The sequence below is a fragment of the Cupriavidus phytorum genome, assembly GCF_003254285.1.
GTDB lineage: Bacteria > Pseudomonadota > Gammaproteobacteria > Burkholderiales > Burkholderiaceae > Cupriavidus > Cupriavidus phytorum.
The window spans coordinates 125797-138746 of sequence record NZ_QKZN01000002.1 but is presented as its reverse complement, the minus strand read 5'-3'; the positions used below and the strand labels follow the sequence as shown (position 1 = coordinate 138746).

At 68.7% G+C, this 12950-nt stretch carries 12 protein-coding genes; 4 read left to right on the top strand and 8 right to left on the bottom strand.

The genetic code is table 11. The features are described 5' to 3' along the window. Nucleotides 1–43: 43 nt before the first annotated feature. The 6 genes from C7416_RS05950 to C7416_RS05925 all read right to left on the bottom strand — a co-directional run bounded on the left by C7416_RS05950 (nt 44) and on the right by C7416_RS05925 (nt 6216). On the bottom strand, nt 44–1783 hold the full coding sequence (locus tag C7416_RS05950) for an ABC transporter substrate-binding protein (RefSeq protein WP_373424956.1): 1740 nt from the start codon (nt 1781–1783) through the stop codon (nt 44–46). Nucleotides 1784–1903: 120 nt separating this feature from the next. Continuing rightward, complete coding sequence (locus C7416_RS05945) at nt 1904–2212, bottom strand: DUF2160 domain-containing protein (protein ID WP_111517597.1); 309 nt, start codon at nt 2210–2212, stop codon at nt 1904–1906. Between the two features lie 28 nt (nt 2213–2240). After that, complete coding sequence (locus tag C7416_RS05940) at nt 2241–3107, bottom strand: carbohydrate ABC transporter permease (RefSeq protein ID WP_181461155.1); 867 nt, start codon at nt 3105–3107, stop codon at nt 2241–2243. Beyond that, the gene (locus tag C7416_RS05935) at nt 3100–3984 is read right to left on the bottom strand and encodes a carbohydrate ABC transporter permease (protein WP_111517596.1); all 885 of its coding nucleotides are present in this window, start codon (nt 3982–3984) and stop codon (nt 3100–3102) included. The genes C7416_RS05940 and C7416_RS05935 overlap by 8 nt, the downstream gene beginning before the upstream one ends. Then, nucleotides 3981–5087: an ABC transporter ATP-binding protein gene (locus tag C7416_RS05930; RefSeq protein WP_111517595.1), complete on the bottom strand. Its 1107-nt coding sequence runs from the start codon at nt 5085–5087 to the stop codon at nt 3981–3983. The genes C7416_RS05935 and C7416_RS05930 overlap by 4 nt, the downstream gene beginning before the upstream one ends. A 1-nt stretch (nt 5088) precedes the next feature. Continuing rightward, nucleotides 5089–6216: an ABC transporter ATP-binding protein gene (locus tag C7416_RS05925; RefSeq protein ID WP_111517594.1), complete on the bottom strand. Its 1128-nt coding sequence runs from the start codon at nt 6214–6216 to the stop codon at nt 5089–5091. A gap of 157 nt (nt 6217–6373) precedes the next feature. On the opposite strand from C7416_RS05925, the gene C7416_RS05920 reads away from it, so the two are divergent. Further along, nucleotides 6374–7144 carry a DeoR/GlpR family DNA-binding transcription regulator gene (locus tag C7416_RS05920; protein WP_111517593.1) on the top strand — a complete coding sequence of 257 codons (771 nt, stop codon included), beginning with the start codon at nt 6374–6376 and terminating at the stop codon, nt 7142–7144. 154 nt (nt 7145–7298) lie between these two features. On the opposite strand, the gene purU is transcribed toward C7416_RS05920, so the two are convergent. Further along, on the bottom strand, nt 7299–8165 hold the full coding sequence (gene purU, locus C7416_RS05915) for a formyltetrahydrofolate deformylase (protein ID WP_111517592.1): 867 nt from the start codon (nt 8163–8165) through the stop codon (nt 7299–7301). 120 nt (nt 8166–8285) lie between these two features. Next, complete coding sequence (locus C7416_RS05910) at nt 8286–9173, bottom strand: NUDIX hydrolase (protein ID WP_111517591.1); 888 nt, start codon at nt 9171–9173, stop codon at nt 8286–8288. A gap of 56 nt (nt 9174–9229) precedes the next feature. Here C7416_RS05910 and glpK point away from each other — a divergent pair, with 56 nt between their 5' ends. The 3 genes from glpK (at nt 9230) to C7416_RS05895 (ending at nt 12934) form a co-directional block, all read left to right on the top strand. Then, nucleotides 9230–10801 carry a glycerol kinase GlpK gene (gene glpK, locus C7416_RS05905; protein ID WP_111517590.1) on the top strand — a complete coding sequence of 524 codons (1572 nt, stop codon included), beginning with the start codon at nt 9230–9232 and terminating at the stop codon, nt 10799–10801. Between the two features lie 77 nt (nt 10802–10878). Next, nucleotides 10879–12483 (top strand): glycerol-3-phosphate dehydrogenase/oxidase, encoded by a 1605-nt coding sequence (locus C7416_RS05900; protein WP_111517589.1) that lies wholly within the window; start codon nt 10879–10881, stop codon nt 12481–12483. Between the two features lie 73 nt (nt 12484–12556). Beyond that, the gene (locus C7416_RS05895; RefSeq protein WP_111517588.1) at nt 12557–12934 is read left to right on the top strand and encodes an MliC family protein; all 378 of its coding nucleotides are present in this window, start codon (nt 12557–12559) and stop codon (nt 12932–12934) included. The last annotated feature ends 16 nt before the right edge of the window (nt 12935–12950 follow it).

Below are 12950 nucleotides of genomic sequence, written 5' to 3'. Positions count from 1 at the left end.
GGGCGTTCCAACCAAACCAGCACGCCCGCCTCGCCCCGGTGCTTCAGCGCACCTGCCCTTCCTTCCACGCCTGCAGCAGCTTGTCGTACGGAATGGTCTCGCCCTTCGGTTTCTCGTTGGCGAGCTTCTTCCACGGCGCGTGGTCGCTGGACAGCCACTTGCCTGGATCGCCCTTCGCGTTCAGCTTGGGCGCGCAGTGGCTCATGCCGGCGCGCTGCAGCCGGGCCATGACCTGGTCCATCTCTTCGGCGAGGGTGTCCATCGCGGCTTGCGGCGTCTTCTCGCCGGTCACCGCGGTGGCCACGTTCTTCCACCACAGCTGGGCCAGCTTCGGATAATCCGGCACGTTGGTGCCGGTCGGGGTCCAAGCCACGCGCGCGGGGCTGCGGTAGAACTCGACCAGGCCGCCATACTTGGCCGCGTTCTTGGTCAGGTAGTCGTGATGGATGTCGCTGTCGCGGATAAAGGTGAGCCCGGTCAGCGACTTTTTCAGCGATACCGTCTTCGAGGTCACGAACTGTGCGTACAGCCAGGCGCCGGCCAGTTTGTTGGGGTCGGTGTTCTTGAAGAAGGTCCACGAACCCACGTCCTGGTAGCCGTTCTGCATGCCCTGCTTCCAGTACGGGCCATACGGCGACGGCGCCATGCGCCACTTGGGCGAGCCGTCGGCATTGACGACCGGCAGGCCCTTCTTGGTCATGTCGGCGGTAAAGGCCGTGTACCAGAAGATCTGCTGCGCCACCTGGCCCTGCGCCGGCACCGGGCCGGCCTCAGAGAAAGTCATGCCCATCGCCTGCGGCGGGGCGTACTTCTTCATCCAGTCGATGTACTTGGTCAGCGCATAGACCGCCGCCGGGCTGTTGGTGGCGCCGCCGCGCGCCACCGAGGCGCCGACCGGCGTGCACTTGTCCTCGGCCACGCGGATGCCCCACTCGTCCACCGGCATGCCGTTGGGCAGGCCCTTGTCGGCGGTGCCGGCCATCGACAGCCAGGCGTCGGTGAAGCGCCAGCCCAGCGACGGATCCTTCTTGCCGTAGTCCATGTGGCCGTAGACCTTCTTGCCATCGATTTCCTTGACGTCGTTGGTGAAGAAGTTGGCGATGTCCTCATAGGCGGACCAGTTGGTCGGCACGCCCAGGTCGTAGCCGTACTTGGCCTTGAACTTGTCCTGCAGGTCCTTGCGCGCGAACCAGTCGGCGCGGAACCAGTACAGGTTGGCGAACTGCTGGTCAGGCAGCTGGTACAGCTTGCCATCCGGCGCGGTGGTGAACTTGGTGCCGATGAAGTCCTTCACATCCAGCCCGGGATTGGTCCATTCCTTGCCGGCGCCGTTCATGTAGTCGGTCAGCGGCAGGATCGAGCCATAGCGGTAGTGCGTGCCGATCAGGTCGGAGTCGGAGATCCAGCCGTCATAGATCGACTTGCCGGACTGCATCGAAGTCTGCAGCTTCTCAACCACATCGCCTTCCTGGATCAGGTCGTGATTGACCTTGATGCCGGTGATCTCCTCGAACGCCTTGGCCAGGGTCTTGGATTCGTACTCGTGCGTGGTGATGGTCTCCGACACCACGTTGATCTGCGTGACGCCCTTGGCCTTGAGCCTGGCGGCGGCGTCGATGAACCACTTCATTTCGGCGGCCTGCTTGTCCCTGGACAGCGACGAAGGCTGGAACTCGTTGTCGATCCACTTCTTCGCTTCCGCTTCGCCCGCCCAGGCGGAACCGCAAGCCAGCGCGGCCGCGCAGGCAAGGGCTGACATCCCCAACGTCACGTGCACTTTCATCGGTGTCTCCTCAAGAATCCCCTGCCCCGGTCTTGGTCTGGGTGGCGGCCCCGGGGGTGGGGACAAGCCGCGTTTCCCGTTGTTGCTTTTGATTGCTGGCCGATGCCGGCCGGCGCGGCGCTAGCCCTTGCGCAGGATCAGCGCCAGCACCAGCATCGACGCCACGAAGCTGATCCACACCGACGGCTCTTCCGGCAGCGCCAGCCAGGCTGCAACCTTCTCGCCCAGCCCGACCCACGCCAGGTTGATCCACGCCGCGCACATCAGCCCGATGAAGAGCCGGTCGCCGCGGGTAGTGGCGATCGGCAGGAAGCCCTTGCGCAGCACCGACGGCGAGCGGATCTCCAGGATCGTCATGCCGATCAACATCACCACGATGCAGCCAAAGAACACCGCCACCGGTGTCGTCCATACCATCCAGCTCAGCATTGGCGCCGTCTCCTTGCGAAGCGCTGCGTTAAACGCGGCCCATCGCGAAGCCCTTCGCGATGTAGTGCCGCACGAACCAGATCACGATGCCGCCGGGCACGATGGTCAGCACGCCGGCCGCGGCCAGCACGCCCCAGTCCATGCCCGATGCCGACACCGTGCGCGTCATGGTGGCGACGATGGGCTTGGCGTTGACTGAGGTCAGCGTGCGCGCCAGCAGCAGCTCGACCCAGCTGAACATGAAGCAGAAGAACGCGGCCACGCCCACGCCGGCCTTGATCAGCGGCAGGAAGATGGTCAGGAAGAAGCGCGGGAACGAGTAGCCGTCGACATAGGCGGTCTCGTCGATCTCGCGCGGCACGCCCGACATGAAGCCCTCGAGGATCCACACCGCCAGCGGCACGTTGAAGACCAGGTGCGCCAGCGCCACGCCCAGGTGCGTATCCATCACCCCGATGGTGCTGTAGAGCTGGAAGAACGGCAGCAGGAACACCGCCGGCGGCGTCATGCGGTTGGTCAGCAGCCAGAAGAACACGTGCTTGTCGCCGATGAACTGGTAGCGCGAGAAGGCGTAGGCGGCCGGCAGCGCCACGCCGATCGAGATCACGGTGTTCATCACCACGTAGATCATCGAGTTGAGATAACCCGAATACCACGACGGATCGGTGAAGATGGTCTTGTAGTGCTCGAGCGTGAACTGGCCCGGCCACAGCGACAGCGTCGAGACGATCTCCTCGTTGGTCTTGAACGACATGTTGACCATCCAGTAGATCGGCACGATCGCGAACACCAGGTAGGCCAGCAGGAAGCCGGCGCGCCACCAGGCGGCGCGGCTGGCCTGCGCGGGGATCGCGGCGGGGACCACCGCAGGGACTGCCGAAGAGATCTCAGCCATGGGGCATGTCCTCGCTGCCGGCGGTGCCCGCGCGCTGCATCCAGTTGTAGAGGATGAAACACATGAGCAGGATGATCAGGAAGTAGACGATGGAGAACGCCGCCGCCGGGCCCAGGTCGAACTGGCCGACCGCCTTCTGCGTCAGGTATTGCGACAGGAAGGTGGTGGCGTTGCCGGGTCCGCCGCCGGTCAGCACGAACGGCTCGGTGTAGATCATGAAGCTGTCCATGAAGCGCAGCAGCACCGCGATCATCAGCACGCCGCGCAGCTTGGGCAGCTGGATATGGCGGAACACCGCCAGGCGCGAGGCGCCGTCGATCTGCGCGGCCTGGTAATAGGCGTCGGGGATCGCGCGCAGGCCGGCATAGCACAGCAGCGCCACCAGCGGCGTCCAGTGCCAGACGTCCATCACCAGCACCGTGATCCAGGCGTCGAAGGCGCTGCCGGTGTAGTTGTAGTCGAAGCCCAGCCCGGCCAGCGCGGCGCCGAGCAGGCCGATGTCGGTGCGCCCGAAGATCTGCCAGATGGTGCCGACCACGTTCCACGGGATCAGCAGCGACAGCGCGATGATCACCAGCACCGCCGACGCCTTCCAGCCCCGCGCCGGCATCGACAACGCCAGCAGGATGCCGAGCGGGATCTCCACCAGCAGCACCGCCAGCGAGAAGCCGAGCTGGCGCAGCAGCGCGTCGTGCAGCTCGCCGTCGCGCAGCACGGTGCGGAACCATTCGGTGCCGACGAACACGCGCCGCTCGGGCGAGATGATGTCCTGCACCGAGTAGTTGACGATGGTCATCAGCGGCAGGATGGCGGAGAACGCCACGCACACCACCACCGGCAGCACCAGCAGCCAGGCCTTCTGGTTGACCGGTTTCATGTCACCAGCTCCTCGTTGACGTAGTAGCAGGTATGCCGGTTGAACACCGACAGCCACGCGGTATCGCCCGCGCGCAGGCCCGCGGCCTCGGCGCCCAGCCGCGCGCGCAGCGTCCCGGCCTGCGCGCCCGCCTCCTGCACCGCGCCGGTCAGCAGCCAGTAGGTGCCGATGTCCTGCGCGCGCTGCACCTGCACCGGCACCGCCTGCGTGTCGCGCTCGGGCGCCAGCTGCAGGTATTCGGGGCGCACCCCGATGCGGAAGCTGCCGGCCGCGCGCAGCGCCGCTTCCACCGGCGGCGACAGCGGCGGCATATAGCGCCGCCCGGCCACGTCGATGGCGCCGTCGCGCCATTGCCCGGACAGGAAGTTCATGCCCGGCGAGCCGATGAAGTGCCCGACGAAGGTGTGCGCGGGCCGCTCGAACAGCGCGTCGGCCGGTCCCACCTGCACCGCCTTGCCGCGCGACATCACCACCACCTGGTCGGCAAAGGTCAGCGCCTCGGTCTGATCATGGGTCACGTAGATCAGCGTCAGGCGAAACTCGTGGTGGATTTCCTTGAGCTTGCGCCGCAGCTGCCATTTGAGCTGCGGGTCGATCACCGTCAGCGGCTCGTCGAACAGGATGGCCGACACGTCCTGGCGCACCAGCCCGCGCCCGAGCGAGATCTTCTGCTTGGCATCGGCGGCCAGGCCGCTGGCGCGGCGCCCGAGCGTCGACGACAGGTCCAGCATCTCGGCGACGCGCCCGACCCGCTCGCGCACCTGCGCCTCGGGCACGCCGCGGTTGCGCAGCGGGAAGGCCAGGTTTTCGCCGACGGTCATGGTGTCGTAGATCACCGGGAACTGGAACACCTGGGCGATATTGCGCGCCTGCGGCGTGGCGCCGGTGACGTCGCGGCCGTCGAAGGTAATGGTGCCGTGCGACGGACGCAGCAGCCCGGAAATGCAGTTCAGCAGCGTGGTCTTGCCGCAGCCGGACGGGCCCAGCAGCGCATAGGCGCCGCCGTCTTCAAAGGTGAAGCGCAGCGGCAGCAGCGCATAGTCCTCGTCGGTGTGCGGATCGGGCACGTACGAGTGCGCCAGGTCCAGGTCGATGCGTGCCATCTCAGCCCCCTGCCGTTGCCGCTGCCGCGCCGCCCGGCACCTCGGCCGCGAGCCCGCCGGGCCGGCGCGGCGCATGGATGCGGCGGCCGTCCGCGTCGAACAGGTAGAGCTGTTCAGGCAGCAAGTGCAGCGTCACCGGCTCGCCCAGCTGCAGGTCGAGCACGCCCGCGAACTGCGCCACCAGGTTGCCCACCGCGGTATCGGCGTGGACGAAGGTGTCCGACCCCGACAACTCCGCCAGCGCCACGCGGCCCGGCACGGCGACCGCGCCGGCCTCGCCCGCCAGGCGCAACGCGGAGGCGCGCACGCCCAGCGTCACCGGCCCGTCCTGCGCCGCCACGCCGGGCACGGGCACCTCGATCCCTCCCGGCAAAGCCACCTTGCCGCCCGCCAGCCTGCCCTCGACCAGGTTCATTGGCGGATCGTTGAAGGCGCGCGCAACGCGCAGCGAATCGGGATAGTGGAAGACCTGCGGCGTCGGGCCGTACTGCAGCAGCTCGCCGGCATCGAGCACCGCCGTGTGCCCGCCCAGCAGCAGGGCCTCGCCGGGCTCGGTGGTGGCGTAGATCACGGTGGCGTCGCCGTGCGCGAACAGCTGGGTCAGCTCTTCGCGCAGCTCCTCGCGCAGCTTGTAGTCCAGGTTGACCAGCGGCTCGTCCAGCAGCATCAGCGGCGCTTCCTTGGCCAGCGCGCGGGCCAGCGCCACGCGCTGCTGCTGGCCGCCGGAAAGCTCGGCCGGATAGCGCTCGAGCAGATGGTCGATATGCAGCCGCGCGGCCAGCTCGCGCACGCGCGCGGCGATCTCGCCGGCGGCGGCCTTGCGCCGCAGCCGCAGCGGCGAAGCAATGTTGTCGAAGACCCTGAGCGACGGGTAGTTGATGAACTGCTGGTAGACCATCGACACATTGCGCTCGCGCACCGGCGTGCCGGTGACGTCGTCGCCGTCGACCAGCACGCGGCCGGCGCTGGGCCGGTCCAGCCCTGCCATGACCCGCATCAGCGAAGTCTTGCCCGCCTGCGTCGCGCCCAGCAGGATGGTGACCGCGCCGGGAACCGGGGCCAGCGTCATCGGATAGAGATACGCCTGCGAACCTGCCTGCTGTGCGACGCCTTCCAAACGTAGCTGCATCCGGTCTCCATGTTCGATATGCTGCCGGCATCACGGCTTGCGTTCGATGCAGGCGCACCAATCTTGGCTTCACGCTCGTTTTAGCAACAAAACGAACATAAAACAATAGTGCACCGCATCATTTTGTTTTCGTTTGTGTTTGAACTAGAATCCCCGCATGACCCTCAATCCCCGCCAGACGGCACTGCTCGAAGAAGTCCGCACCCAGGGCTTTGCCTCCATCGACGAACTTGCGCGCAAGTTCGGCGTCACGCTCCAGACGGTGCGCCGCGATGTCAACATGCTGGCCGAGAACGGCATGCTGGCGCGCTTCCATGGCGGGGTGCGGGTGGAGGACTCCACCACCGAGAACATCGCCTACCGGCAGCGGCAGGTGCTCAACGCCGAGGGCAAGGCGCGCATCGCGCGCGCGGTGGCGGCGGCGGTGCCCGAGGGCTGCTCGCTGATCCTGAACATCGGCACCACGGTGGAAGAGATCGCGCGCGGGCTGGTGCACCATCGCGGCCTGCGCGTGATCACCAACAACCTGCACGTGGCCAATATCCTGGCCGACAACCCCGATTGCGAAGTCATCGTCGCCGGCGGCGTGCTGCGCTCGCGCGACCGCGGCATCGTCGGCGAGGCCACGGTGGAGTTCATCCGCCAGTTCAAGGTCGATATCGGGCTGATCGGCATCTCGGGGATCGAGGCCGACGGCACGCTGCGCGACTACGACTTCCGCGAGGTCAAGGTGGCGCGGACCATCATCGAACATTCACGCGAGGTCTGGCTGGCGGCGGACGCCAGCAAGTTCAACCGCCAGGCCATGGTGGAGCTGGCGCATGTGTCGCAGGTGGACCGGCTGTTTACCGACGCGCCGCTGGCGGCGCCGTTCGACCAGATCCTGGCCGACAGTGGGGTGAAGTGTGTGGTGGCGGAGCGGGAGTGATTGCGGGACATGCCCTGCTGCCGCCGTGTCGGCAGTGGCACGGCTGCGCGTGCCGGCAGTGCCTGGCGCGTCAGTTCTGGCGCAGGCCTGCCCTCTCCCGCGGCCCCTCTCCCGCACGCGGGCGAGGGGAGCAAACCGAGGGCACAGGAAAGGATTACTTGAACACCACGGTCTTGTGGCCGTTCAGCAGGATGCGGTGTTCGGCATGCCACTTGACCGCGCGCGCCAGCGCCACGCATTCGACGTCGCGGCCGACCGCGGTGAGCTGGTCGGGGTCCATGCTGTGATCGACGCGCTCGATCTCCTGCTCGATGATCGGGCCTTCGTCGAGGTCGGCCGTGACGTAGTGCGCGGTGGCGCCGATCAGCTTCACGCCGCGGTCGTGCGCCTGGTAGTACGGTTTGGCGCCCTTGAAGCTGGGCAGGAACGAATGGTGGATATTGATCGCGCGGCCGGCCAGCTTGCGGCACAGGTCGTCCGACAGCACCTGCATGTAGCGCGCCAGCACCACCAGGTCGATCTTCTGCTCCTGCACCACGTCGAACACGCGCGCTTCCTGCGCGGCCTTCTGCTCGGCCGACGCGTTCATCAGCGGCAGGTGGAAGAACGGCACGTCGTACGACGCCGCCAGCTGGTAGAAGTCGCGGTGGTTCGACACGATGGCCGCGATCTCCACCGGCAGCCCGCCCGCCTTGGCACGGAACAGCAGGTCGTTCAGGCAATGGCCGATCTTCGACACCATGATCATCACGCGCGGCTTCACCGTGGCATCGTTCAGTTCCCACTGCATGCCGAACTGGTCGCCCACCGGCGCGAACGCGGCCTTCAGCGTGGTCAGGTCGGGACCACCGGCGGCCGGGGTGAAATGCACGCGCATGAAGAAGCGGCCGGCGTACTCGTCCCCGTACTGGTCGGAATCGACGATATTGCAGCCGTGCTGGAACAGCAGGCCCGAGACAGCGTGGACGATGCCCGGCTGGTCAGGGCACGAGAGGGTCAGGATGAATCCGGTGTTGCTCATGGTGTGTGGTTCTGTCTGGGTGGCGCGGCGCAAGGCCGGGAAAGCCAGGGGGGCTCGGTCAGTGCAAAGGTCATTACAGCGGGCAATTCCGGGACCGGTGGCGCCGGATCACGCAGCGGCTCAGCCGTGATCGCCGGCCTCGAGCCAGCCACGCCGTCCAAGGGCATCCAGCGTCACCAGTGTCGCATCGACCGTCATGGCGCCGGCCGACATGATAGCAAGCAATGGCGCCACCTCGACGCGCCGGTGCTCGCTGACCTCGCCGTCCTGGTTGTGCGGAATGAAGTCCGGCGGCAACAGCAGGTCGTAGACATAGACCTGCTCCCACTGCACGCCTTCGGGCAGGTCGCGCAGCACTTCGATCATGCCGTGCGCCTGCACGCCCCGCGCCAGTTCGGGCGGGATGCCGGACTCTTCTTCGCACTCGCGCACCAGCGTCGCCAGCGGGTCGCTGCCGTGGGGCATGCCGCCGGCCACCAGGTTGTCCCACATGCCGGGGTCGACCGCCTTGGCCGGGCTGCGGCGCGAGATCCACAGCGCCGGCGGGTCGCCCGCGGCGCCGTCGACGATGCCGTTCATGTGCGAGGCAAAGGTCAGCAGCCCGAGGAAGCGCGCCGCGGCGCGCTCCACCACCGCGACCGCGGGCGCGTCGAGCGCGGCGGTGACGGCGAACAGCTCGTCGCGCCAGCCGCGCACATGGCCGGCGTCTGCCAGCTGGCGGGCCAGTGCCTGCAGCGCGGCGCTGCGCGCATCGAAATCGTCGCGGCCGGGCAGCAAGGCCACGGCCACGGAGCCGTCGCCGAGCGCGTGCTCCGGGCCCAGCACGGCGCCAAGGCCGATGTCGATATCGCGCAGGATGCCGGCATGCGTGCGCGGCAGCCAGCCGACCTGCCGGCCGTCGGCCATCAGGCGCAGCTTGGCGGCGGCATCGAAGCCGCTGCGCGCCGCCAGCGAGGCGGCGATCCGTGCCGTGGCCCCGCCCGCCGGCAAAGAAGAGGTTTCAGCCATCAGGATTCCATGCACCGGCCACGCCGGCGCGCCTTGTCATTGTCAGGATCGAACGCATGAACCAGCCCGCCGCGCAGGCGCAGCGCCCTGCCCCGTCCCAGCTTCCCGCCGAGCCGCAATACGTGCTGGCGCTCGACCAGGGCACCAGCAGCTCGCGCGCCATCCTGTTCGACCATGCCGGCAACGTGGTGCGCCTGGCGCAGCGCGAGTTCCGCCAATATTACCCACATCCCGGCCACGTCGAGCATGACCCTTACGAGATCTGGCAATCGCAGCTGGCAGTGGCGCACACGGTGCTGGCCGACGCCGGCATCGGCGCCTCGCAGGTGCGCGCCATCGGCATCACCAACCAGCGCGAGACCACCGTGCTGTGGGACCGCAAGACCGGCGAGCCGGTCGGCCGCGCGCTGGTCTGGCAGGACCGCCGCACCGCGCCGATGTGCGAGGCGCTGCAGGCGGCCGGCCATGGCGAGCTGTTCCGCGAGAAGACGGGCCTGGTCATCGATGCCTATTTTTCCGGCACCAAGCTGCGCTGGATGCTCGACAACATCGAAGGCGCGCGCGAGCGCGCGCAGCGCGGCGAACTGGCCTTCGGCACCGTCGACAGCTGGCTGATCTGGCAGCTGACCGATGGCGCGCGCCATGTCACCGACGTCTCCAACGCCTCGCGCACGATGCTGTTCAACATCCACAGCTTCGAGTGGGACGACGCGCTGCTGGCGCTCCTCGACATCCCGCACGCGCTGCTGCCCGAGGTGGTGCCCTCCAGCGGCGAGGTCGCGCGTACCGCGGCGCGCCTGTTCGGCATGCCGATCCCGATTGCCGGCATCGCCGGCGACCAGCAGGCCGCCACCTTCGGCCAGGCCTGCCTGGTGCCGGGCATGGCCAAGAACACTTACGGCACGGGCTGCTTCCTGCTGATGAATACCGGCGCGCAGCCGGTCACGTCGCGCAACCGGCTGCTGACCACCATCGGCTGGCAGTACCGCGGCCAGACCCAGTATTGCCTGGAGGGCGGCGTGTTCATGGGCGGCGCCACCATCCAGTGGCTGCGCGACGGCCTCAAGATCATCCAGAGCGCGCCCGAGGCCGAGGCGCTGGCGCGCCAGTGCGACGACAGTGGCGGCGTGGTGCTGGTGCCGGCCTTTGCCGGGCTCGGCGCGCCGCACTGGGACGCCTTTGCGCGCGGCACGCTGGTCGGCATGACGCGCGGCACCGGCAGGCCGCAGATCGCGCGGGCGGCGCTGGAATCGATTGCGCTGCAAAGCGTGGACGTGCTCGAGGCCATGCAGAAGGACGCCGGCATCGCGCTGGCCGAGCTGCGCGTGGACGGCGGCGCCTCGCGCAGCGACCTGCTGATGCAGATGCAGGCCGACCTGCTCGGCACCCCGGTGGTACGCCCGCGCGTGACCGAGACCACCGCGCTGGGCGCCGCCTACCTGGCCGGCCTGGCCACCGGCTACTGGAGCGACCCGGTGCAGATCGCGCAGCAATGGCAGGTGGAGCGGCGCTTCGAGCCCAACCTGTCGGCCGACCAGCGCGGCCACCGGCTCGCGCGCTGGCACCGGGCGGTCGAGCGCGCCCGCGACTGGGCGCGCGAGGACGACGCCGGCGCCGGCCACGGCTGAGCGTCGATCAAACCCGTCCAGCGCCACGTCCGGACCACCCGAACCTCTTCAGCCAGCATCCACCACACACCAGCGTCATGCACAGCCTTCCCACCCCGATCCAGCCGCCCGGCCGCGCCGCCCTGCTCGCCACCCTGGAGCGCGAGCCGCGCTGGGACGTGATCGTCATCGGCGGCGGCGCCACCGGCCTGGGCACCGCGGTCGACGCCGCCTCGCGCGGCTACCGCACGCTGCTGGTCGAAGCCGCCGACTTTGCCAAGGGCACCTCGAGCAAGGCCACCAAGCTGGTGCATGGCGGCGTGCGCTACCTGGCGCAGGGCAATATCAGCCTGGTGCGCGAGGCACTGCACGAGCGCGGCCTGCTGGCGCGCAACGCGCCGCACCTGGTGTGGCCGCTGGGCTTCGTGGTACCGGCCTACCAGATGTTCGACCAGCCCTTCTACGGCATCGGCCTCAAGCTCTATGACATGCTGGCCGGCAGCCTCAACCTGTCCGGCAGCCGCTGGCTGAACCACCGCGAGGTGCTGGCAGCCGCGCCCAACCTGGCCGAACACGTCGGCGGACGCCCGCTGCGCGGCGGCAACCTTTACTTCGACGGCCAGTTCGACGATGCCCGGCTGGCGGTGGCGCTGATGCGGACGCTGTTCGACGTCGGCGGCACCGCGCTCAACTACATGCGCGCGACCGGGCTGAGCCAGCAAGGCGGCGTGATCAGCGGCGTGACGGTGCAGGACGTGCTCGGCGGCGCCACCTTTCGGCTGCGCGCCGACTGCGTGATCAATGCCACCGGCGTGTGGGTCGATGCCATCCGCCAGATGGAAGACGGGCATGCCCGAACCATGGTCGCGCCCAGCCAGGGCGTGCACCTGACGCTGCCGCGCAGCTTCCTGCCGGGCGACCGCGCCATCCTGATACCCAAGACCGATGACGGGCGGGTGCTGTTCGTGGTGCCATGGAACGGCCACACCATCGTCGGCACCACCGACACGCCGCGCCGCGACCTGCCGCTGGAGCCCGACGCCGGCGCCGACGATGTCGATTTCATCCTGGAAACGGCGTCGCGCTACCTGGCCAAGGACCCCACCCGCGCCGACGTCACCAGCGTCTGGGCCGGCCTGCGGCCGCTGGTGCGGGCCACCGGCGAGGCCTCCACCGCGTCGCTGTCGCGCGAGCATACGATCCTGGTGTCCAGGGCCGGGCTGATCACCGTCACCGGCGGCAAATGGACCACCTACCGCAAGATGGCCGAAGACGTGATCGAGACCGCGATCCAGCGCCAGATGGTGCGCGCCGCGCCGTGCGTGACCGCGGAGCTGCCGCTGCATGGCGCCGCCGGCTTGCCGGCCGACCTGCCGCCCCCGGATTCGGGTTCGCCGGACCGCTACTACGGCAACGAGCTGGGCCTGCTGCGCGCGCTGCCGGGACACGACCGGATGCTCGCGGGCGCATCGGGGCTGACCGAGGCCCATGTGCGCTTTGCCGCCCGGCATGAACTGGCGCGCCGGGTCGAGGACGTGCTGGCGCGCCGCAATCGCGCGCTGTTCCTGGACGCGCGCGCGGCCGTCGAGGCGGCACCGGCGGTGGCCGCGATCCTGGCCGAAGAGCTTGCCGAGGATGCAGCCTGGCAGGCGCGCGAGGTGGAGAGCTTCCGCACGCTCGCGGCCGGCTACATGCTCGGCTGATCGCCGGGGTGCAGCTGCGCTGCCGCGATCCGGCGCTATCCACCGAACTCCAACCTTCGAACAGCCCTATACCATGTCCCGTCACTTGATCCCGTCGCGGACTCGCACCGTTGCCCTGCTCGCGTTCCTCTGCGCCAGCGCCACGGTTCAGGCCGCCCGCGCGCCGGGCATCGACGGCGTGCGCTTTCCCGAGGTGCGCACCCTGCGCTACCAGTGCGACGGCGGCAAGACGCTGACGGTGCGCTACTTCAACAGCCCGGACAACCAGGCCGCGGTGTTCCGCATCGACGGCAAGCCGGTGCTGGCGGTCAGCACGGTGGCGGCGTCCGGCGCGCGCTATGTCGGCGGCCGCTACGAGTGGTGGACCAAGGGCGAGTCAGGCACGCTGCGCGACCTGATGCAGGCGGAAGGCGCCGCGCCGGTGCTGGCCAACTGCCACGCCGGGACGTAGCGGGCACGGTCGCGGC